General features: G+C 63.1%; 18 protein-coding genes and 1 riboswitch. Of the genes, 9 read left to right on the plus strand and 9 right to left on the minus strand.

The genetic code is table 11. From position 1 onward, the window contains the following. Positions 1-8: 8 nt before the first annotated feature. The 4 genes from JNO50_RS00670 to JNO50_RS00685 all read right to left on the minus strand — a co-directional run bounded on the left by JNO50_RS00670 (position 9) and on the right by JNO50_RS00685 (position 3,186). The gene (locus JNO50_RS00670) at positions 9-1,268 is read right to left on the minus strand and encodes a hemolysin family protein (protein WP_229804576.1); all 1,260 of its coding nucleotides are present in this window, start codon (positions 1,266-1,268) and stop codon (positions 9-11) included. Between the two features lie 151 nt (positions 1,269-1,419). Further along, positions 1,420-2,142, minus strand: coding sequence for a uracil-DNA glycosylase (locus JNO50_RS00675; protein WP_189532785.1), 723 nt, complete (start codon positions 2,140-2,142; stop codon positions 1,420-1,422). A gap of 61 nt (positions 2,143-2,203) precedes the next feature. After that, a complete protein-coding gene (locus JNO50_RS00680; RefSeq protein ID WP_189532787.1) occupies positions 2,204-2,527 on the minus strand; it encodes a rhodanese-like domain-containing protein in 324 nt (107 codons plus the stop codon). Next, positions 2,527-3,186 carry a protein-L-isoaspartate O-methyltransferase family protein gene (locus JNO50_RS00685; RefSeq protein WP_189532789.1) on the minus strand — a complete coding sequence of 220 codons (660 nt, stop codon included), beginning with the start codon at positions 3,184-3,186 and terminating at the stop codon, positions 2,527-2,529. Before JNO50_RS00685 ends, JNO50_RS00680 begins: the two co-directional genes overlap by 1 nt. A gap of 64 nt (positions 3,187-3,250) precedes the next feature. Beyond that, positions 3,251-3,359, plus strand: a riboswitch (TPP riboswitch). Between the two features lie 89 nt (positions 3,360-3,448). On the opposite strand from JNO50_RS00685, the gene thiC reads away from it, so the two are divergent. The 3 genes from thiC (at position 3,449) to JNO50_RS00700 (ending at position 6,409) form a co-directional block, all read left to right on the plus strand. Then, positions 3,449-5,359, plus strand: a complete 1,911-nt coding sequence (gene thiC / locus JNO50_RS00690; protein WP_189532791.1) for a phosphomethylpyrimidine synthase ThiC — start codon at positions 3,449-3,451, stop codon at positions 5,357-5,359. Between the two features lie 96 nt (positions 5,360-5,455). Further along, on the plus strand, positions 5,456-6,064 hold the full coding sequence (gstA, locus tag JNO50_RS00695) for a glutathione transferase GstA (RefSeq protein WP_189532793.1): 609 nt from the start codon (positions 5,456-5,458) through the stop codon (positions 6,062-6,064). Positions 6,065-6,067: 3 nt separating this feature from the next. Continuing rightward, complete coding sequence (locus JNO50_RS00700) at positions 6,068-6,409, plus strand: nucleotide pyrophosphohydrolase (RefSeq protein ID WP_189532795.1); 342 nt, start codon at positions 6,068-6,070, stop codon at positions 6,407-6,409. Here JNO50_RS00700 and JNO50_RS00705 read toward each other — a convergent pair. Further along, complete coding sequence (locus JNO50_RS00705) at positions 6,395-7,606, minus strand: HD-GYP domain-containing protein (protein ID WP_189532797.1); 1,212 nt, start codon at positions 7,604-7,606, stop codon at positions 6,395-6,397. The genes JNO50_RS00700 and JNO50_RS00705 overlap by 15 nt on opposite strands. A 284-nt stretch (positions 7,607-7,890) precedes the next feature. On the opposite strand from JNO50_RS00705, the gene JNO50_RS00710 reads away from it, so the two are divergent. The 3 genes from JNO50_RS00710 (at position 7,891) to pyrI (ending at position 11,612) form a co-directional block, all read left to right on the plus strand. Then, entirely contained in the window at positions 7,891-9,969 is a 2,079-nt protein-coding gene (locus JNO50_RS00710; RefSeq protein WP_189532799.1) for a methyl-accepting chemotaxis protein, read from the plus strand. A gap of 247 nt (positions 9,970-10,216) precedes the next feature. Then, positions 10,217-11,137, plus strand: coding sequence for an aspartate carbamoyltransferase (gene pyrB / locus JNO50_RS00715; protein WP_189532801.1), 921 nt, complete (start codon positions 10,217-10,219; stop codon positions 11,135-11,137). 16 nt (positions 11,138-11,153) lie between these two features. Beyond that, positions 11,154-11,612, plus strand: coding sequence for an aspartate carbamoyltransferase regulatory subunit (pyrI, locus tag JNO50_RS00720; protein WP_189532803.1), 459 nt, complete (start codon positions 11,154-11,156; stop codon positions 11,610-11,612). A 123-nt stretch (positions 11,613-11,735) separates the two neighbouring features. Here pyrI and JNO50_RS00725 read toward each other — a convergent pair whose 3' ends face one another. After that, entirely contained in the window at positions 11,736-13,271 is a 1,536-nt protein-coding gene (locus tag JNO50_RS00725; protein ID WP_189532805.1) for a M12 family metallopeptidase, read from the minus strand. Positions 13,272-13,415: 144 nt separating this feature from the next. Next, the gene (locus tag JNO50_RS00730) at positions 13,416-13,940 is read right to left on the minus strand and encodes a GNAT family N-acetyltransferase (protein ID WP_280530240.1); all 525 of its coding nucleotides are present in this window, start codon (positions 13,938-13,940) and stop codon (positions 13,416-13,418) included. 86 nt (positions 13,941-14,026) lie between these two features. On the opposite strand from JNO50_RS00730, the gene JNO50_RS00735 reads away from it, so the two are divergent. Next, the gene (locus JNO50_RS00735) at positions 14,027-14,269 is read left to right on the plus strand and encodes a hypothetical protein (protein WP_189532806.1); all 243 of its coding nucleotides are present in this window, start codon (positions 14,027-14,029) and stop codon (positions 14,267-14,269) included. Positions 14,270-14,378: 109 nt separating this feature from the next. Next, positions 14,379-14,621, plus strand: a complete 243-nt coding sequence (locus tag JNO50_RS00740) for a hypothetical protein (protein ID WP_189532808.1) — start codon at positions 14,379-14,381, stop codon at positions 14,619-14,621. Positions 14,622-14,668: 47 nt separating this feature from the next. Here JNO50_RS00740 and JNO50_RS00745 read toward each other — a convergent pair whose 3' ends face one another. Beyond that, positions 14,669-18,151: an indolepyruvate ferredoxin oxidoreductase family protein gene (locus JNO50_RS00745; RefSeq protein WP_189532810.1), complete on the minus strand. Its 3,483-nt coding sequence runs from the start codon at positions 18,149-18,151 to the stop codon at positions 14,669-14,671. 261 nt (positions 18,152-18,412) lie between these two features. Between JNO50_RS00745 and rarD the strand changes: the two genes are divergently transcribed. Beyond that, the gene (gene rarD, locus JNO50_RS00750; protein ID WP_189532812.1) at positions 18,413-19,321 is read left to right on the plus strand and encodes an EamA family transporter RarD; all 909 of its coding nucleotides are present in this window, start codon (positions 18,413-18,415) and stop codon (positions 19,319-19,321) included. Between the two features lie 12 nt (positions 19,322-19,333). Here rarD and JNO50_RS00755 read toward each other — a convergent pair whose 3' ends face one another. Then, a complete protein-coding gene (locus JNO50_RS00755; RefSeq protein ID WP_189532814.1) occupies positions 19,334-20,482 on the minus strand; it encodes an MFS transporter in 1,149 nt (382 codons plus the stop codon). Positions 20,483-20,572: the final 90 nt, after the last annotated feature.

The raw sequence follows: 20,572 nt of genomic DNA on the forward strand, positions 1-20,572 counted from the left end.
CGAAGGGATCAGTCGTCGTTCTTGCCGGCTTCGGCGCGAACCACCATGATCTTGTCGACGCGTGTCTTGTCCATGTCCATGACCTCGAAGGTGAAGCCGTTCCATTCGAAACGGTCGGTCACCACCGGCACGCGTCCCTGCTGGAACATCATCACGCCGCCCAGGGTATGGATGTTGCCGGTTTCCTCGCCGGGCAGCGGCTCGTCGTGATCGAGGTCGAAGAATTCCTTGAATTCGTCGAGCGTCACCATGCCGTCGATCAGCCAGCTGCCGTCCTCGCGCTGAACGAATTCGTCATCGTCGTCCTGGCCGGTGGCCGGCAGATCGCCGACGATGGCTTCCAGCACGTCGTTCATGGTGACGAGGCCTTCCAGCTCGCCGTATTCGTCGACCACGAGCGCGATGTGGGTGCGCGAGATCTTGAACTGCTCGAGCAACTGCATCAGCGAAACGGTGGCGGGCACGTACAGCGGCGGAATGATGTCGCTGGCGAAGTCGACCTTTTCCCCGGCGAGCGCAAGATCCAGCATGCGCTTGGCCTCCAGGATGCCGACGATGTGCTCCATGCCGCCCTTGCAGACCGGGAAGCGGGAGTAGGGGCTCTCGCGCAACAGGCGGACGTTGTCTTCCTGGCGGTCTTCGATGTCCAGCGAAATGATGTCCTTGCGCGGCGTCATGATCGAGGACACCTTGCGGTCGTCGAGGCGGAAGATGTTTTCCACCATCTCCTGTTCGGCCTGGTCGAAGACGCCTTCGTCGGCGCCCTGTTCCATCAGCACGCGGATTTCTTCCTCGGTGATCGACGGCTCGGAGCTTTGCTTGGCGCCGATGACGCGCAAGAGCCAGTCGGTCAGCACGCTGAGCACCTTGACCAGCGGACTGGACAGGCGCGAGAGCAGCAGCATCGGACGGGCCAGCGTCGAGGCGATGAGCTCTGGGTTGTGCATGGCGAGGCGCTTGGGCACGAGTTCGCCGAAAATCAGCGATACCGTGGTGATAAGAACCACCATCAGCGCGACGGAAACGGGTTTGCTGTAGGCGGCGACAAGCGGAAAGGTCGCCAGCCATTCTTCCAGATGGCGCGCGATCGCGGCTTCGCCGAACACGCCGGACAGGATGCTGATGGACGTGATGCCGATCTGGATGGTGGAAAGGAACCGGGTCGGTTCGTCGGATAGGGCGATGGCAGCTTCTGCTCCTTTGTCGCCGTCATCCGCCCACTGTTGCAACCGGACTTTCCGGGAGGAGACGATGGCTAGCTCGGACATGGCGAAAACGCCATTGAGCAGGATCAGAAGCAATAATATCAGTATGTCCACGGGCCTTGAGGGGTCAATTAGGGGAAAGATAGCTTAGGGCAACACTTCCCGTGTGGGAAGTGGGCCTGGTCCTATTTCTCCCCTTTTTTCCGTGAATGCATCAAAAAAGTGTCGGTTCCCGCCCCGCATCGCTCCATATGACCGGGGTTTTGCCGCGCGCGGCGAGCCAGGCGTTGCTTTCGGAAAAGTGCCGGCAACCAAAAAAGCCGCGGCTGGCCGACAAGGGCGACGGATGCGCCGCTTCGAGCACCAGGTGGCGCGAGGTGTCGATCTTTTCGGCATGCGCGCGCGCCCAGTTGCCCCACAGCAGAAAAACGCAGCCCGGATTATCGCGATTGACCGTGTCGATCAGCGCTTCGGTGACGGTCTGCCAGCCGAGCTTGCCGTGACTGCCGGCCTTGTCGGCCTCGACCGTGAGCACGCTGTTGAGCAGCAGCACGCCCTGTGTCGCCCAGCGGCTCAGGTCGCCGGAAGCGGGAATGCCCGCGCCGGTGTCGGCGGCGATTTCCTTGTAGATGTTGCGCAAGGACGGCGGAATACGTATTCCGTCCGGCACCGAGAACGACAGCCCCATCGCTTCCCCCTCGCCGTGATAAGGGTCCTGACCGAGGATCACGACCCTGGCATCGGCCGGCGCGAAAAAGGACAGGGCATGGAATACGCATTCCCGCGGCGGATAGACCGTGGCTCCCGCGTCGGCCCGGCGGCCGAGTTCGGCGTCGATCGCGGCGAGCCGGTCGGCGATGGCGGGCGTCTCGAACACCGGCAGCCAGCCCGGATGAATGCGTTTGAGCGAGGTATCCAGATAAGGGAGAGTTTTCATGGGAAGTTTCCTGGCCGGGGCGATGACCCGGCCGGGTAAGGGACGGAATGAGCGGGCCGGCTCAGTAATGCGCCAGGGACGGATCGACATCGCATGCCCAGGCTTCGATGCCGCCCCTGAGGCTGGCGACATCGTCGAAACCGGCGTCGATCAGGTAGCGCGCCACCTGGTAGCTGCGCACGCCATGATGGCACACGATGACCAGCGGCCGCTCGTCGGGCAGTTCCGCCATGCGCAGCGGCACGAGATTCATCGGCATGTGCAGCGCGCCGTCGATGTGCGCGATCTGCCACTCCCAGGTTTCCCGCACATCGACAAGCAACGGCGCGGCACCCGGACCGGACAGTTGTTCCGAGAGCTCGCGCGCGGTGACTTCCCTGACCATCAGAACGAGAACCGTTCCGGTTCGATCGCCTCGAAGCCGGTCAGACGGCTGATACAGGTATCGAACAGCACCGTTTCGGAGAAGGCGGTTTCGCTATCGCGGCGGATCAGCGTCGCGCGCATCACCGGTTCGTCGCCGATGACCACGACCATGCGGCCGCCGACGGCGAGTTGATCGCGCAGGGCGAGGGGCGCCACCGGCAGGGAGCCGCCGACGAAGATGGCGTCGAAGGGAGCCTTGGAAGGCAGCCCTTCAAGGCCGTTCGCCACATGCACCACGGCATTGGCGATGCCGGCTTTCTTCAGGTGCTTGCGCGCGGTGTCGGCCATGGCCGGGTCGCATTCGAGCGCGTGAACCTCGCTAGCGAGGTTGGCGAGCAGCGCGGTGACGTAGCCTGAGCCCGCGCCCACTTCGAGCACCCGGTCCTCGGCGGCCAGCGCCAGATCCTGGACCATTCGCGCCTCGACCTTCGGTTGCAGCATGGATGTGCCGTTGGGCAGCGGAAGTTCGGTATCGACGAAGGCGATCAGGCGCTGATCGTCCGACACGAACTCTTCACGTTTCACGTGAAACAACAGGTCGAGCACTTTCGGATCCAGGACGTCCCAGGGGCGGATCTGTTGTTCGACCATGTTGAAACGGGCATTCTCGAAATCCATTCGCTTCACTCCGGAGGGCTTCATGACGATAACTTGCGATTATCCCATATTTGCCTTACCTTCACAGCATCGCTAGGGGTCCTGCGCGGCAAGCGGTTTGCCGGCGCGGGTGAGACATACCCTCCGAACCTGATCCGGTTAACACCGGCGTAGGGAAGCGCATTTCGGCCTGCCGCGTACCCGGCACGGCACGCGGCGGCTCACGCCGCGCATCCGTTTCCCCTGCGCCGTTTCATCGCACCATACAAGGATGATACGAACGATGAACGCGCCAGCCAAACTCAATGAATCCCTGACGGTCGATACGGCCGCCATCCAGCCTTTCCCCAACTCCCGGAAAATCCATGTCGAGGGAAGCCGTCCGGATATCCGCGTGCCGATGCGCGAGATTTCCCTGGCCGACACGCCAACCCAGATGGGCGGAGAAAGGAATCCTCCGGTCACCGTTTACGACACCAGCGGCCCTTATACCGATCCGGCGGCGGTGATCGACATCCGCTCGGGGCTCGCGCCACTGCGCGCCGCCTGGATCGAGGAGCGCGGCGACAGCGAACGCCTCGCCGAGTTGACCAGCCGTTACGGGCGCGAGCGCGCCGCCATGCCGTCGCTGGACGACTTGCGTTTCAATCTGACGCGCCAACCGCGCCGCGCCAGGGCCGGAGCCAATGTGACGCAAATGCATTACGCGCGGCGCGGTATCGTTACGCCGGAGATGGAGTTCATCGCCATCCGCGAAAACCTGCGCCGCGACGCGTATCTCGCCTCGCTCAAGGCGCAGGGGCCGATGGGCGAGAAATTCGCCGCGATGATGACGCGCCAGCACCCCGGCCAGTCCTTCGGCGCGGCCCTGCCCGAAGCCATCACGCCCGAGTTCGTGCGTGGCGAGGTCGCTGCCGGGCGCGCCATTATTCCGTGCAACATCAACCATCCCGAATCCGAACCGATGATCATCGGGCGCAATTTTCTGGTGAAGGTCAACGGCAACATCGGCAACAGCGCCGTGAGCTCGTCGATCGCCGACGAGGTGGACAAGATGACCTGGGCGATCCGCTGGGGCGCCGACACCATCATGGATCTGTCCACCGGCAAGAACATCCATGAGACCCGCGAGTGGATTTTGCGCAACAGTCCGGTGCCGATCGGCACCGTGCCGATCTACCAGGCGCTGGAAAAGGTCGGCGGCAAGGCCGAGGAGCTGACCTGGGAAATTTTCCGGGACACGCTGATCGAACAGGCCGAGCAGGGCGTGGACTATTTCACCATCCACGCCGGTGTCCTGCTGCGCTATGTGCCGATGACCGCCGGCCGCCTGACCGGCATCGTGTCGCGCGGCGGCTCGATCATGGCCAAGTGGTGCCTCGCGCATCACAAGGAGAATTTCCTCTACACCCGCTTCGAGGAAATCTGCGAAATCATGAAAGCGTACGACGTGAGTTTTTCGCTGGGCGACGGCTTGCGTCCGGGATCGATCTACGATGCCAACGACGAGGCTCAGTTGTCCGAACTGCGCACGCTTGGCGAATTGACAAAAGTGGCCTGGAAACACGATGTGCAAACGATGATCGAAGGCCCCGGGCATGTTCCGATGCAATTGATCAAGGAAAACATGGACAAGGAGCTCGAGTGGTGCGACGAGGCGCCGTTCTACACGCTCGGTCCGCTGACCACGGACATCGCGCCCGGCTACGATCACATCACCTCGGCGATCGGCGCCGCGCAGATCGCCTGGTACGGTACGGCCATGCTGTGCTATGTCACGCCGAAAGAGCACCTTGGCCTGCCGGACAAGGACGATGTGAAGGAAGGCATCATCACCTACAAGCTGGCCGCCCACGCGGCCGACCTCGCCAAGGGTCACCCGGGCGCGCAGATCCGCGACAACGCCCTGTCCAAGGCCCGGTTCGAATTCCGCTGGGAAGACCAGTTCAATCTTGGTCTCGATCCTGACCGGGCGCGGGCGTTCCACGACGAGACGCTGCCCAAGGACAGCGCCAAGGTGGCGCATTTTTGCTCGATGTGCGGACCGCATTTCTGTTCAATGAAAATCACCCAGGACGTGCGCGACTTCGCCCGCGAACAGGGCATCTCCGAACAGGAGGCGCTCGATGCCGGCATGGAGGTCAAATCGGTGGAATTCGTGCGTAACGGTGCGCGGCTTTACGACAGGATCTGATTGCCCCGCCCGGCATTGTGGTTGATTTGGCGGGATGGGCGGAGCATGATCTGGCACATCCTGTCGTGCCTTCACCCATGAAAGGAGTCTGGATCCATGAAACTGTACCTGTCCACCGGTTCGTGCTCGCTGTCCGTTCACATCGCGCTGTGCGAGTCGGGCCTCGCGTTCAGCACGGAAAAGGTCAACCTGAAGGTCTCCCCGCACCTGACCGAGTCCGGCGCGCAATTCACCTCGATCAATCCGAAGGGCTATGTGCCGGCCCTGGAGCTGGACAACGGCGACATCCTCACCGAAGGCCCGGCCATCGTGCAGTACATCGCCGACCTCGTCCCGGAAAAGCACCTGGCGCCGGCCAACGGTTCGATGGCCCGCTACCGGCTCCAGGAATGGCTGAATTTCATCGCCACCGAGATCCACAAGTCGTTTGCCCCGTTGTGGAACCCGGCCTCGTCCGACGAGATGAAGCAGGCCGCCACGACCCGCATCCACAGCCGTCTTGACTGGTTGGCCGGCGAACTCGCGGATCGCCCCTATCTGATGGGCGAATTCACTGTCGCGGACGGCTATCTCTTCACCTGCCTGAACTGGATGAACTACCTGAAGATGCCCGTGGAAAACTGGCCCGCGGTCAAGTCCTACCTCGACCGGGTGGCGGCGCGCGAAGGCGTGGCGCGCGCCATGAAGGCCGAGGGTCTCGCGTAAGACATGGCGGATTATCTTGTCGATGCGGCGCCGCTTAGCGCGGCGCTCGAAACGTTTGCCGGCGAACGCGGCTGGGAGCCTTATCTTACCGCGCGCAACCTGATGCTGGCGCTGACCGGCGAAGTGGGGGAGCTGGCGGAGATTTTCCAGTGGATGAGCGACGAAGAGGCCGCGAACCTGTCCGCGGATCCGGAAACGTTCGCTCATCTGCAGGAAGAGATCGCCGACGTGCTGTTCTATCTTGTGCAGCTGGCGCGCGTCACCGGGGTCGACCTGGATCTGGCGTCGCGCGACAAGATCCGCAAGAACGCCAGGAAGTACCCGGCCCCCTCACAGGAAGCGTAGGGGGTCGATTTTCCATTTCTCCGGCGATTCGTGCCTGACGATGCGGTCGCCGCCGCCAAATCCGACGGGCCTGGCCAGATCGAGGATTTCCGGAGGAATGTAGCCGTTGCCGCGCAGACTGAAGAACACCTTGACCTTGGGTTGCGCGAGCTTGTCGGCGTTCTGTTCCACCACCACCGCCAGCCGCCCGCTTTCTAGCCTGACCAGCGCGCCGACCGGGTAAATCCCGATGCAGCGCATGAACGACTGGACCAGCGCGGGATTGAAGTGGAATTTCGACCATTCGTAGATCTTGCGCAGCGCATCGGTCGGTGGCATGCCCTCGTGGTAGCAGCGATCCGAAGTCAGCGCGTCGTACACATCGACGATGGCGGCCATCTGACCCAGCTGCGAGATTTCGTCGCCTTCCAGGCCTTCCGGATAGCCACTGCCGTCGTGGCGTTCATGGTGCTGGGAGGCCACGTCGATGGCGGTTTGCGAGATGCCCGACGTGGCCGTCAGGATGCGCCGGCTTTCCACCACATGGCATTTCATCACGGAAAACTCGTTTTCCGTCAGGCGGCCCGGCTTGTTCAGAATCTCGTCCGGCACCTTCATCTTGCCGATATCGTGCAGCATGCCGCCAATTCCGGCGTGATGGATCGTTTCCTTGTCCATGCCCAGCGCGTTGCAAAAACTCACCATCAGCGCGCCGACGCTCACCGAGTGCAGGAAGGTGTAATCGTCCTTGTCCTTGATCCGGCACAGCGACAGGAGCGCGCCATTGTTGCGCAGGATCGAATGGGTCATGCGTTCGACGGACGGCGTGATGTTTTCGAGTTCCACCTGGCGGCCAAGCCGGGCATCGTGCAACACCGAGCGGATGATCTGGTGGGCCTCTTCGTGGACCTGCTTCGCGCGGCCGATTTCTTCCCTGGCGTCCACACGCCGCTCGATGCCCTTTTCCCGGGTGGCGATTTCCAGTATCTCGCTCTCCAGCTGACGCTTGACCTCTTGCGCGGTCGGCGCGTCGGCGTCCAGCCCGCGGCTGGTGTCGATATACAGCTCGTGAATGCCAGCGCTTTGTATTTTCGCGATATCGGCTTCGTTTTCGAGGCGGAACCGGCTGCGTAAAAAAGGGTGGGACATCCAGTCGCAGTTCAGGTCATGGATGAACATGCCGACACGAAGATCCGAAATGTGGATGCGCTTGATCATGGGCGAACCGGACAAAAATCGGGACAACTGCAATAGTAGTGCCTGCGTAGCGGATTTGAGAAGCATCCGGGGCGGATCCGGGTACCGCGCCGGTTTACACGGAGTCTCGTTGAGCTATCGCAAACTTTTGCGATGAAAGACATTTTTTGCGCTAGGGGGAATGTACAGGAGAAGCCGCTGCCGTATAGTGAATAGTGGCGCAGCCCGGTCTGCTTAGCCTGCCCGGGAAGCTCTTGCCATAAGAGGATAGCGCGGTAGCGCAGGAACAGTAGGGGAGTTTCAGAATGGAAAACAACAAGAAGTGGGGCCGTTTGAGCCATCGCATCATCCTGGTGGCCGCGATCGCGATCGCGATCGGTTTCGCGGCGATGATCGCCCTGATCACCAGGCAAAGTTACGATTCGTCGGTGGAACTCGGCTATCTGCTGGCCGAGCAGAAGGCCGAAGCCTACAGCCATGACGTGGAGGGGGTGTTCAATCAGGGCTTCCTGTTGCCCGAACACCTGGCCAACTCCGTGCTCGGGCACAAGCGGGTCGCCCAGCCGGACCGTCACCATGTCGACAACGTCATCATGCAGTTGCTGGACAAGGCGCCGCAATCGATCGGATTGTGGATGCTTTGGGAGCCGGAAGCCTTCGACGGGCGCGATGACGCGTTCCGTCTGGACTGGCCGCGACATGATCCGACGGGGCGCTTCGCGCCCTATGTGACCCGCAACGACAAGGGCGTCGCGCAACTGGACGTGATGATGGATGCCGCCCGGGTCAAGGAATTCCCCAAGTACAAGGACAACCCGAAAAGCTATCAGCCGGATTATGAAAAAACCGGCTGGGGCGATTTTTATTTCGTCCCGAAAACCCGCTCCCGCGACACCATCACCGAGCCTTACATCTACGAAGTGCAAGGCAAGAAGGTGCTGGAAAGTTCACTGGTGGTGGCGATGAAGGACGCCAACGGCAAGTTCCTCGGCGTGTCGGCCACCGACATGTCGCTGGAGGATCTGCAAAAGCGGTTCGGCGCGATGAAGGTCGGCGACGACGGCTATGTGCGCCTGATCTCCGAAGGCGGACTCTATGTGGTTTCCCAAAAACCGGAGCTCAACGGCAAGCCGGTGGAAAAGGACAACCCGCTCGCGGCCCAGCTCGACAAGGTGAAGAAGGGGGAACGCTTTACCTTCGAAGCCGACGGTTTCACCCATTTCTTCCATCCGGTGAAAGTGGCCAATACCGGGCAGTTCTGGTCGGTCGGCGTGAGCGTGCCCACCTCGTCGATCACCGCCGCGGCGCGCAGCCAGGCGATGTGGGCGATCATCATCGGTTCCACGGCGCTGGTGGTGATTCTCGTGGTGCTCGGCATCGTGGTGACGTCGCTGACCCGGCCGCTTCTGACGATGGCCACCACCATGGAGGAAATGGCCGCCGGCAAGGGCGATCTGACGGTGCGCATCGATGTGGCCAACAAGGACGAGATCGGCCGCATGGCGCATGCTTTCAACGCGTTCATCGGGTCGCTCAGGGACATGTTCGTCGACGTGCGCGAGCAGAGCCTCGCGGTGACGCGCGCGGCGACGGAACTGGCCGGATCGGCCGCGCAAGTGGAAAAGGCTTCGGCGAGCCAGTCCGATGCGGCCAGCGCCACGGCGGCGGGGGTCGAGGAAGTCACCGTCAGTGTGCACCATATCGCGGATACCGCCGAGGAGGCGGGCAAGATCGCCCGTGAAACGGGGGATCTGGCCGAACACAGTGTGCAGACGGTCGATGAAGTAACGCGCGAAATCCAGAACATGACCACCAGCATGCACGCTCTGGCCGAGCGCATGAACCAGCTGGGCGCGCGCTCCGAAGAAGTGAGCACCATCGTCCGGGTGATCAAGGACATCGCCGACCAGACCAACCTTCTGGCGCTCAACGCGGCGATCGAGGCGGCGCGCGCGGGCGAGATGGGACGCGGCTTCGCCGTCGTCGCCGACGAGGTGCGCAACCTGGCCGGCCGCACGGCCGAGGCCACCGTGGAGATCACCCGTATCGTCAACGCCATCAGCTCCGAAACCCGCGACGCGGTGAACGATGTGCAAAAGAGCAATCAGCTGGTGGACAGCAGTGTCGGCATCGCCGAAAGCGCCAACCAAGCGATGAGAACCGTGTACGACCGGAACCAGACCCTGGCGCAGAGTATCGTCGATATCGCCGCGTCCACGCGCGAGCAGTCGGTGGCCAGTTCGGAAATCGCCCAGAATGTTGAGCGCATCAGCCTGATGGCTCAGTCCAACAGCGATGTGGTTCGCGAAGTGTCGGCATCGGTCGAGCATCTGCGCGGATTGTCGGCGAATCTGGAGGCTTTGGTCGGCAATTTCCGCCTGTGACGGGAAGCCCGTCATGGTGGCGGGCTTAACCTTGGCATGCGTTTCGGATTATAATCGGCGCATTATCCGAAGGAATACGCATAGCGATGAATGGTCTGGACGCCGCGCTCCACCCCAGTCCCCGGAACGGACGCCTGTCCGGCCGTCGTCGATCCGTCCGTTCACGGATGATGCGTTGTTTGAGAAAAAAGCTCCTGAATTGTCAGGGGCTTTTTTTGTATCCGGATGCGCTTAAGGAAACCGCCCCATGACCAATCCCCTGTACCGCAAGCACATCATTTCCATTCCCGATTTCAGCCGCGAGGAACTGGAACTGGTGGTGGCCACCGCCGCGAGCCTCAAGGCCGCGCCGCGCAACGACCTGTTGCGCGGGCGGCTGATCGCGAGCTGCTTTTTCGAACCGTCGACCCGTACCCGCCTGTCCTTCGAAACGTCGGTGCAGCGCCTGGGCGGCACGGTGATCGGGTTTTCCGATGGGGCCAACACCTCGGCGAAAAAGGGCGAGACGCTGGCCGACACCATCAAGATCATTTCCTCCTACACCGATGCGGTGGTGATGCGCCATCCCAAGGAAGGCGCGGCGCGTCTGGCCAGCGAATTTTCCGCCGTGCCGGTGATCAACGGTGGCGACGGCGCCAACCAGCACCCGACCCAGACACTGCTCGATTTGTTCACCATCCGCGAAACCCAGGGGCGGCTGGACAAGCTCAGCCTCGCCTTCGTCGGCGACCTGAAATACGGGCGCACCGTGCACTCGCTCGCCCAGGCGCTGTCGCTGTTCGACTGCCACTTCTATTTTGTCGCGCCCGACGCGCTGGCGATGCCGGACTATCTGTGCGAAGAGCTCGACGAGAAAGGCATCGCCTATACCCTGTGCGACAGCCTGGAAGAGGTGATTCCGCTGGTCGACATCCTGTACATGACCCGGGTGCAGCGCGAGCGTTTCGACGAGGCCGAGTTCAAGAAAATCCAGGGGCAGTATGTGCTGCGCGCCGACATGTTCCGCCACGCGCGGGACAACCTGCGGGTGCTGCATCCGTTGCCGCGCGTCGATGAAATCACGCCAGACGTCGATGCCACGCCCTACGCCTACTATTTCGAACAGGCGAAGAATGGCGTTTTCGCGCGCCAGGCGCTCCTGGCGCTGGTGTTGAACGAAACGGTGTAACGCAAAGGAAAGCACGATGGACTACACCCGCACTGTCGAAGCCCTCAAGGAAGGCACCGTCATCGATCACATCCCGGCCGGCCAGGGCCTGAAGATCCTGCGCCTGTTCCGTTTCTCCGATAGCGGAGAGCGGGTCAACGTCGGCCTTAACCTGTCGTCGCGGCATATGGGCTCGAAAGACCTGATCAAGGTTGAGAATATCGCGCTGACCGAAGAGCAGGCCAACGAGCTCGCGCTGTTCGCGCCCAAGGCCACGGTGAACGTGATCGAAAACTACGAAGTGGTGAAGAAGCACAAGCTGGAGCTGCCGGAAACGGTGGAGGGGATTTTTGCGTGCCCCAACTCCAATTGCATATCCCATAAAGAGCCGGTTCGCAGCTTTTTTTACGTTTCCGTGAAAAAAAGTGATACAAAAATGAAATGCAAGTATTGCGAAAAGGTGTTCAGTAAGGATATTGTTGTGGAAGTGCGCTAAGTCGTACAAAGGATGAAGAGAAACTAGAGGGCTGGTTCACAGCTCGACACAGCATCAAAATCAAAAAATCGCGAAGCGCCGCAGGTAACTGCGGCGCTTTCGTTTTTGGCGTCCTGCTACGGACTATTTTCCCCGCGGTTTGCGGCCAAGATGGGTTTTGACCGTCGGGTACATCCTCGCCAGCTGTTCCAGAACGGCGGCGTCCGGCATCGGGGCCGCCAGCGTGTCCGCAAGCTTGCGATCCGTTTCCGGTGAGTCGTAGCCGTGCGCGAGACCCAGGGTATGAGCCATCGCGTGCAGCGTGGCCGGCAGGCTGAGCGCGCACTCGCGCGTCATGTTGACGGGCTGAATGCCGCCGCTGCGGCCAACGCGGGTGTCGCAATGGCCGCGCTGTCTCAGTTCCAGAACATGCCGGTCGCCCGGTACGGCCGGACGAAAACGGATCCCCGCCTGCTCGCCGTACCATGCCGCGGCCTCTTCGAAAACCCGGCGCCCGTCGCCGGGATACTCCGCCGCGTAACGGTAAGGCACCACGCCCAGATGCCATTTGCGCACACCGTCGCGCACCGGCGCGCGCAGGGTGTCCTGTCCGTTGGCTTCGTTCACCAGTTGGGGCACGCCGCCCTGTTGCAGGACATCTTCGCGGCTGCCCACCACCATGTCGCCGCTCACCATCACATTGCCCTGTTGCCGCAGCCTCACTGGCCGTCCGCCGGGAATTTCCCAGGTGGTCATGCTGTCGTTCCGGCCGGCGGCGGGGATCGTGTTTGCCGGCCGCGCGTCATGGCGCGAGGTCTCCGGATCCTTGCGCAGGCCCGCGTCCCTCCGGTTCTCTGCGTCATCCTGTCCGGGCAGGAAGACGTCGCTCATGTCGACCGTCACGGGTTGGACGGTTGGCCTGTGCCGCGGCACGGTTTGGCTTGCCGGGGAACGCGGCGAGGTAACGCGCTTGGCGGCTTGCGGATAGCGTTTGGCCAGTTCGGGCACGATGGCATCGAGGTCGCCGTGCATTGCCCGGGTCCGGGAGATATCGCGGTAGAGCGGGTCATGCACGAGACCCAGCGCATGCGCCATCATATGAATAAGCACGGCGCCATTCACCGAATCGGCGCGCGTCAGACTCAGATCCTGACGCCCCCCGCGCCAGCCCAATACCGCGGAGGTGCGCTGCGGATCGAGCCTGACCCGTACGTAGTCGCCCAGGGCCCGTTCCTGACGGGCAAAGCGGATACCGGTTTTTTGCCGGTACCGCTCGGCGGCCTGTTCGAACGCGAGGCGCGCATCGGCGGGATAACCCTCGGAAAAACGGTAGGGCACGACAGCGTTTTCCCATGCCAGGATGCCGCGGACGGCGGGCTGTCTGAGGTAACGTCCGTCCTGTCCGGTCGGCGCCGCCGAAGCCAGTGCCGGCAAGCCTTCGGTATCCAGTGTTTGCCGGTCGAACGGCAGGATCATGTCGTCGCTGGTGGTCACCGCCGGCGAGTGGATGACGACAACCTGGCGGCCCGTTCCGCGTTCGGTCACGAGGCCCGGCGCGTCGTGGTGGCGGTAGACCGGCGTATGCCCGGCATAGCCGTTGAACGGTGGCGCGGCATGGGCGGACAAGATCGCCGGACCGGCCATCAGCCAGGCCAGTCCCGTCAGGTAGGTTCTGCGCATTTGCTGCTCCTGCCAAGTCATTAAAGCAGGAGACATTAGCCGAACGGAAGACGGCGCCGAATCAGTCAACAGCCGTTAGGCCGTCGGACATTTCCCCACTCGTTGCCGGACGGGCAATCCCGGAAAGGAGACGGCGCGTTCCGGCTAGCTGAGCCGTTTTTGCATGAACACCAAGTCCAGCCAGCGTCCGAACTTGATGCCGACCTCGGGCATGCGCGCCACTTCCGCGTAGCCCAGACGCCGGTGAAAACGGATCGATCCTTCGTTGGCCGCGTCGATGCCGCCGACCATCACATGCATGCCGGCTTGCCGGGCGCGTTCTTCCAGCTCGGTGAGCAGGCGGGCGCCGAGGCCTTTGCCCCGGCTGTCTTCGGCCAGGTGCACGCTGTGCTCGACCGTGAAGCGAAAGCCGGGAAACCCCCGGAATACGCCGTAGCTCGCGTAGCCGATCACCCGGCCATCCTCTTCGGCGACGATCACCGGAAATCCTTGAGCACGGCGGCCGGCGAACCATGCTTCGCGTTCTTCGAGCGTAACGGGGTCGTCGCAATACACGGCGGTGGAGGTGGCGATGACATGATTGAAAATGGCCAGGATCGACGGTACGTCATCCTGGCGGGCATCGCGGATCAGCATGGGTATTTCCGAAGTGGTGGCCGAGGTCTTCATGGTGCCATCCTTGCAAGCCTCGTGCCAATTGAACTGGCACGCTGTTTGCGAGAGCAGGGTGTCAGCCACTCTCCGGGGAGAGATCCATGTTCGCCCATTTTCGCGCGCCGCGCCGCCAGGCCTCCGAATCCGGCACGTCGGAGCTTGTGATGTTCAACTACCGGCGGCCGGTAAGGGCCCGCCTGGTATCGCTGGGACCGGGCAACGGCAAGCTTTGGCTCGTCGAAATGCTCGATGCGCAATCGGGTATCTGGATCTGGCAGGAAGAGTCGCGCGACTCGGCGGCGGCGCTCGATTGCGCCAGGCGGCTGAGCCTGTTGCTGTCCTGAAACGGTGCAGGCGTTCACCGAAGCGGGGCAGATGTTGTTTGATCTGGATCATGAGTGGTTGGCTCGATGAAGCTTATGATTTTGCCATTACCTGATTGGCCATTCTGTCATGCACACGCAAAGCGAGGACCCTGCGAGTCGTTTTCACGGCGCTCAGCGGTCTGCACAGCGGCAAGAACTCGACGAAGACAAACGGTTCGGACACGCATTCTGGCTGGGAGGCATTCCCGGCGCTTTCCTCGGTTGGTGGTTGTTTCCCGGTCTGGGTGTGACACCCCAGCTCGGCATCCTGATCGGCATGTTCGCCGGCATGGGACTGATTGGACTGATTCAGGAATGCCTGTCCAAATGAAAACGGGGCACGGTGTGGCGTGCCCCGCCGGTTGGTGCTAATTACCGTCAGGCCGCCGCTTCTTTCGGATGGCTGTCGCCGGGTCCGCCAAAACGCCCCATCAGCTCGTTTTCCTTTTCCCTGACGATCTCGTACTGTTTCGCCTTGACGTGGCCGAAACCGCGCACGCTTTCGGCCAGACGAGCGATATCGGCCGCCAGCGCGAGATTGTCGGCGCGCAGTCCGGCCAAGAGCCGTTCCACCAGGGTTTCGTACTCGGTGATCAGCCGGCGCTCCAGTTTGCGGTCGGTCTGCCAGCCGAACGGATCGAGGAGCGTGCCGCGCAGAAAGCGCAGGCGGCTGAGCACTTTCATCCCCGGCAATACCCAGCGTCCGAGCTTGAGTTTGCGCGGTTTGCCCCCGGTCATCCAGCTCGCGCCCAGGTGGAAGGTGAGCCGGTAATCGCCCTCGAACTGGTTGCCGAGTTCACGCAGGAATTCCCCGTCGGTGTAGAGCCGCGCCACTTCGTATTCGTCCTTGTAGGCCAGCACGTGGAAATAGGCGCGGGCCACCGCGAGCGTCAGCGCCTGGCTGCCGGGCTTGAGGCGTTCTTCGGCGTTTTTCACCCGCTGCGCCAATTGGCGGTAACGCTCCGCCAGCGCCTCGTTCTGATAGGCGGCGAGATAAGTCGAGCGGTGATGCAGCACGGCATCCGGTGTTTCACGTGGAACAAACTGCACCACCGCGTTCGGGGTGACCAGCGCTTCGATGCGCGCCGGATCGTGAGCGGCGTGACGTCCCCACCGGAACGCTTGCTGATTGAACGACACCGCCGCGCCATTGAGCCGCACCGCTTCCAGGATGGCCTCCTCGGACACCGGCACCAGCCCCTTTTGCCAGGCGAACCCCAGCATGAACATATTGCTGGCGATGGCGTCGCCCATCAGTTGGGTGGCGAGGCGGGTGGCGTTGACTTCCGAATACCGTCCGGCGCCGACCGAGTCGATCACGGCATCTTTCATCGAGCGCGCCGGATAGCGCAGGTCCGGGTTGCGCAGGAAGGCGCTGGTCGGCGCTTCGTAACTGTTCAGGACGGCGTGTGTGAAGCCTTCGCGCATTTTGGCGAGGGCCTCTTCGGCGGCCGTGACCACCAGATCGCAGCCGAGCACCAGATTGGCGTCGCCGGCGGCGATGCGTACCGCATGCAGTTTGTCCGGCGAGTCGGCGAGCCGCACGTGCGACCAGACGGAACCGCCTTTTTGCGCGAGGCCGGCCATGTCGAGCACGGTCACGCCCTTGCCGTCCAGATAGGCCGCCATGCCCAGCACCTGGCCGATGGTGACGACGCCCGTGCCGCCGACGCCGGTGACCATGATGCCATAGGGCTGCGACAGGTCCGGCAGCGACGGAGCGGGCAGGGCGGGAAGGTCCTCCAGGCGCGCGCGCGAGCCGGCCGAGGAGCGCAGTTTGCCGCCTTCCACGGTGACGAAACTCGGGCAGAACCCTTCCAGACAGGAGAAATCCTTGTTGCAGCTTGACTGGTCGATTCGGCGCTTGCGGCCCAGCGGCGTTTCCACCGGCAGCACCGACAGGCAGCCCGATTTCTGACCGCAGTCGCCGCAGCCTTCGCAGACGCGTTCATTGATGAACGCGCGCCGCGCCGGATCGGGAAATTCACCGCGCTTGCGCCGGCGGCGTTTTTCCGCGGCGCAGGTCTGATCGTGAATGAGGATGGTGGTGCCGTCGGTTTCGCGCAGTTCGCGCTGCAGCCGATCGAGTTCGCGGCGGTGAAACACCTCGACGCCCGCCGCCAGACCGGTCGCGTTGCGGTACTTGTCCGGGTCGTCCGAGGTGATGACGATACGCTTGACGCCTTCGGCGTCGAGCTGCCGGGTGATCATCGGCACATCCAGATAGCCGTCGACGTGCTGGCCGCCGGTCATCGCCACCGCGTCGTTGTAGAGAATCTTGTAGGTGATGTTGACGCCGGCCGCGACCGAGGCGCGGATGGCGAGCAGACCCGAATGAAAGTAGGTGCCGTCGCCCAGGTTCGCGAACACATGCCGTGTTTCGGTGAACGGCGATTGGCCGATCCAGGGCACGCCCTCGCCGCCCATCTGGGTGAAGGTCTTGGTGCTCGGATCGATCCACGAGGCCATGTAGTGACAACCGATGCCGGCCAGCGCGCGCGAACCTTCGGGCACTTTGGTCGAGGTGTTGTGCGGGCAGCCCGAGCAATAATGCGGCACGCGCGGCAGCGCCTCGCGCGGCTTGACCAGCTGGGCCTCCTTGTCGTCGTAGAACTTCAGGCGGTCGTGGATGACCGGGCTGTCGAACACGGTGGCCAGACGGCTGGCGATGGCGCGGGCGATCATCGCCGGGGTCAGCTCGCCCGCGGCGGGCAGCAGCCAGTCGCCGTGCGGCAGCGCCCACTCGCCCTTTTCGGCGAACTTGCCCACCACGCGCGGCCGTTCGCCGTCGCTCCAGTTGTACAGCTGTTCCTTGAGCTGGTATTCGATGACCTGGCGCTTTTCTTCGACGACCAGGATTTCCTCGAGCCCGCGGGCGAACTGGCGCACGCCTTCCGGTTCCAGCGGCCAGACCATGCCGACCTTGAAAATGCGCAGACCGATGCCGGAAGCGGTGGCTTCGTCGATACCCAGGTCATCCAGCGCCTGCATCACATCGAGATAGGATTTGCCGGTGGTGATGATGCCAAGGCGCGCCGCGGGCGAATCGAGCACCACCCGGTTGAGTTTGTTGGCGCGCGCGTAGGCGAGGGCGGCGTAGAGCCGGTGGTGCAGCACACGCTTTTCCTGCACGAGTGGCGGATCCGGCCAGCGGATATTGAGGCCACCTTCCGGAATCGGAAAATCCTCCGGCAGCACGATGTTCAGGCGCTCGGGGGAGATATCGACGATGGCCGAGCTTTCGATGGTGTCGGTGATCGCTTTGATCGAGACCCAGCATCCCGAATAGCGACTCATCGCCCAGCCGTGCAGGCCGAAATCGATCACTTCCTGGACACCCGACGGATTGAGCACCGGAATCATCGAAGCGGCGAGAATGTGGTCGGACTGGTGCGGGAAGGTGGACGACTTGGCCGAATGGTCGTCGCCCGCCACGATCAGCACCCCGCCCAGCGGACTCGTGCCCGCGGCGTTGCCGTGCTTGAGCACGTCGCCTGACCGGTCGACGCCCGGTCCCTTTCCGTACCACATGGCGTACACGCCGTCGTACTTCGCGCCTTCGAACAGATTGACCTGCTGGGTGCCCCAGACGGCGGTCGCCGCGAGATCCTCGTTGAGGCCGGGATGAAACACCACCTGGCGCTCGCGCAGGTATTTGGCGGCCTTCTGCATGGTCTGGTCGACATTGCCCAGCGGCGAGCCGCGGTAGCCGGTGACGTAACCGGCGGTGTGGTGGCCCTGGGCGCGGTCGCGGTCCTGTTGCAGCATCGGCAGGCGGACCAGCGCCTGGATGCCGTTCATCAATACGTGCCCGGTTGGAGCGGTGTATTTCTCCTCCAGGTCGACATGCCGTATGGACATGTTGTCTCTCCTCTTTTCCTTCCGCTTGTGGCGAATGACTCCCGGGGTCTGGCGTTGTGCGCCGCCCTTTATTCCGTTCTAGACGTTCGGGATCGTTTTCGCGGACTATAGTTAACGTTCACGTTAACGTCAAAAGACTTGACGAATTGAGTCGCGAAGGTGAGGCGATTGTGCCAGCGCAGCATTTTTAGCCCGGCCCGTGTCAGCGGCGCCGTTTGCGGTTATCCTCATGAGACACTCATCGTTTCACCGAAAGACATCATGCAAGCTTCACCCAAGGACGGCGGCGCTTCGGCCGGTGCGCTGTACGCCGTCGGCGCCTACCTTTGCTGGGGACTGTTCCCGCTTTACTGGAAACCGCTGCACGGTATTCCCGCGTTCGAAATTCTCTGCCACCGCGTGTTCTGGTCGGCGTTGTTCGTGGCCGCGCTGCTGGTGGCGACACGCGGCGCCGGCCCGCTGCTGGCCAGCCTGCGCGATCCGCGTCGCGTCGGGGTGTTCGCGCTGTCGTCGCTGATGCTTTCCGCCAACTGGATGCTGTATATCTGGGCCGTCAACAGTGGTCACGTGGTCGAATCCAGCCTGGGGTATTTCATCAACCCGCTGTTCAATGTGTTCCTGGGGCGCATGGTGCTCGGCGAGCGGCTGGGCCGGGTGCAGGCGGTGTCGGTCGCCCTGGCGGCCGTCGGCGTGATCTGGCTGACCGTGCGGCTCGGGCAGGTGCCCTGGATCGCCCTGGCGCTGGCGGCATCATTCGGCCTGTACGGCCTCTTGCGCAAGCGGGCGCCCTTGCCGTCGCTGCAGGGGCTCGCGCTGGAAACCTTCCTGATGCTGCCCGTCGCCGCCGGTGTGCTGCTGTGGTGCGAGGCTTCGGGTATCGGCCACTTCGGCCATGTTTCCCTCCCGGAAAACCTGCTGCTGGCCGGCGCCGGCGTGGTGACGGCCGTGCCGCTATTGATGTTCGCCGCCGCCGCGCGCCGCCTGACGCTGACCTCGCTGGGCCTTGTCCAGTACATCAGCCCGACCATGCAGCTTTTGCTTGGCGTGCTGCTGTTCGGCGAGCCGTTCGGCGGCGACCGCCTCGCCGGTTTCGCCTTCATCTGGGCCGGCTTGCTGCTCTATTCCGGGCACAGTCTGCTGCGCTTCGCCAGACGGCCCGCCGCCGCGTAATGCCTTTTCGCGTCAGGCCGCCGTTGCGGCCCGACGTCTCCACAGCGGCCACAGGCTGGCCAGTCCCGCCATGGCGATCGCCGATCCGAGCCACAACGGCGCGGTCAGGCCCAGGCCTCGGTCGATCAGCATTCCTCCCAGATAGGATCCCGCCATCAGGCCCAGATTGATGACGGCCATGTGCATCGCGTTGACGAGCGCGCTGCCGTCGGCCACGCGCAGCACGCGGGTGACCATGGCCGGATTCATCGGCAATCCGGCGAGTCCGACCACCAGAACGCACGCCAGCGTCAGGGATCGCGACGCCGCGCCGAGCGCGAAAATGGCGAAAATGGCGCTCAGGCAGACCAGTCCGGCGGTGAGCACTTCGCGCGTGTGCCGGTCGGCGAACCGGCCGGTGATCGCGGTGCCCGCCACGGTCGCCACGCCGTAAACCGCGAATAGCCAGGGCACGCTGACGGGCTCGAAGCCGCTCAGTGTCGTGAAAATCGGCGTGAAATAGGTAAAGGCGGCGAACACCGCGCCGATGATCAGCGCGCTGGATGCATAGGCGGCCCAAAGGGGCCCCCCGGCCAGCGCCGCCAGCTGCCGGCGCAGCGGTTCATGACCCGGCGCGGGATCTTTGGGCGTGGAAAGTCCGATCGCCAGGCCGCAGGCGAAGGTCAGCGCCGCGACCAGCCAGAAATTCGCGCGCCAGCCGACATGCTGGTCGATCAGGGTGGCCATCGGCAGGCCCGCCACGGAGGAGAGCATCAGACCGCCCAGCACGACGGACGAGGCGCGCCCCATGCGTTCGAGTCCGACACGACCGGCGATCAGCGCCATGGCGGTGCCGAAGAACGCCGACTGGGCGACCCCCGAGATCACCCGCGACGCCATCATGGCCGGATAGCCGGTGGCGGTGGCGGCGATCACCTGCCCCACGCAGAACACCAGCAACAGGATTTGCAGGACGGTTTTGCGCGCGACACGGCGCAGCAGCACGGTCAGCACCGGGCCGCCGATCACGACACTGGCGGCGAATGCCGACACCAGATTGCCGATGTCGGGCAGGGGAACGGCGAAGTCCGCCGCGAGCGAGGGCATCATGCCGGCCACCATGAATTCCGATGTCGTCATGGAAAAGATGCAGGCCGCGAGCAGGTACACGATAAATGGCATGGAATGAACTCCGGTGAGGGGATGATACCGGAATGCTAGACCTCCGTTGTTTACCGAAAAATAAGCTAGTATTCCGTTTTATCAGGACAA

Origin of the sequence: Paludibacterium paludis (assembly GCF_018802605.1) — a bacterium.
Taxonomy (GTDB): domain Bacteria; phylum Pseudomonadota; class Gammaproteobacteria; order Burkholderiales; family Chromobacteriaceae; genus Paludibacterium; species Paludibacterium paludis.

What these genes read in the sequence shown, in the direction of transcription:
- JNO50_RS00680 (WP_189532787.1), bottom strand. Translation starts at nt 2,527, where the DNA reads ATGGTCAGGGAAGTCACCGCGCGCGAGCTCTCGGAACAACTGTCCGGT.
- JNO50_RS00710 (WP_189532799.1), top strand. Translation starts at nt 7,891, where the DNA reads ATGGAAAACAACAAGAAGTGGGGCCGTTTGAGCCATCGCATCATCCTG.
- JNO50_RS00675 (WP_189532785.1), bottom strand. Translation starts at nt 2,142, where the DNA reads ATGAAAACTCTCCCTTATCTGGATACCTCGCTCAAACGCATTCATCCG.
- JNO50_RS00685 (WP_189532789.1), bottom strand. Translation starts at nt 3,186, where the DNA reads ATGGATTTCGAGAATGCCCGTTTCAACATGGTCGAACAACAGATCCGC.
- pyrI (WP_189532803.1), top strand. Translation starts at nt 11,154, where the DNA reads ATGGACTACACCCGCACTGTCGAAGCCCTCAAGGAAGGCACCGTCATC.
- JNO50_RS00670 (WP_229804576.1), bottom strand. Translation starts at nt 1,268, where the DNA reads ATGTCCGAGCTAGCCATCGTCTCCTCCCGGAAAGTCCGGTTGCAACAG.
- JNO50_RS00705 (WP_189532797.1), bottom strand. Translation starts at nt 7,606, where the DNA reads ATGATCAAGCGCATCCACATTTCGGATCTTCGTGTCGGCATGTTCATC.
- JNO50_RS00755 (WP_189532814.1), bottom strand. Translation starts at nt 20,482, where the DNA reads ATGCCATTTATCGTGTACCTGCTCGCGGCCTGCATCTTTTCCATGACG.
- JNO50_RS00730 (WP_280530240.1), bottom strand. Translation starts at nt 13,940, where the DNA reads ATGAAGACCTCGGCCACCACTTCGGAAATACCCATGCTGATCCGCGAT.
- JNO50_RS00745 (WP_189532810.1), bottom strand. Translation starts at nt 18,151, where the DNA reads ATGTCCATACGGCATGTCGACCTGGAGGAGAAATACACCGCTCCAACC.
- thiC (WP_189532791.1), top strand. Translation starts at nt 3,449, where the DNA reads ATGAACGCGCCAGCCAAACTCAATGAATCCCTGACGGTCGATACGGCC.
- rarD (WP_189532812.1), top strand. Translation starts at nt 18,413, where the DNA reads ATGCAAGCTTCACCCAAGGACGGCGGCGCTTCGGCCGGTGCGCTGTAC.
- JNO50_RS00735 (WP_189532806.1), top strand. Translation starts at nt 14,027, where the DNA reads ATGTTCGCCCATTTTCGCGCGCCGCGCCGCCAGGCCTCCGAATCCGGC.
- JNO50_RS00725 (WP_189532805.1), bottom strand. Translation starts at nt 13,271, where the DNA reads ATGCGCAGAACCTACCTGACGGGACTGGCCTGGCTGATGGCCGGTCCG.
- pyrB (WP_189532801.1), top strand. Translation starts at nt 10,217, where the DNA reads ATGACCAATCCCCTGTACCGCAAGCACATCATTTCCATTCCCGATTTC.
- JNO50_RS00700 (WP_189532795.1), top strand. Translation starts at nt 6,068, where the DNA reads ATGGCGGATTATCTTGTCGATGCGGCGCCGCTTAGCGCGGCGCTCGAA.
- JNO50_RS00740 (WP_189532808.1), top strand. Translation starts at nt 14,379, where the DNA reads ATGCACACGCAAAGCGAGGACCCTGCGAGTCGTTTTCACGGCGCTCAG.
- gstA (WP_189532793.1), top strand. Translation starts at nt 5,456, where the DNA reads ATGAAACTGTACCTGTCCACCGGTTCGTGCTCGCTGTCCGTTCACATC.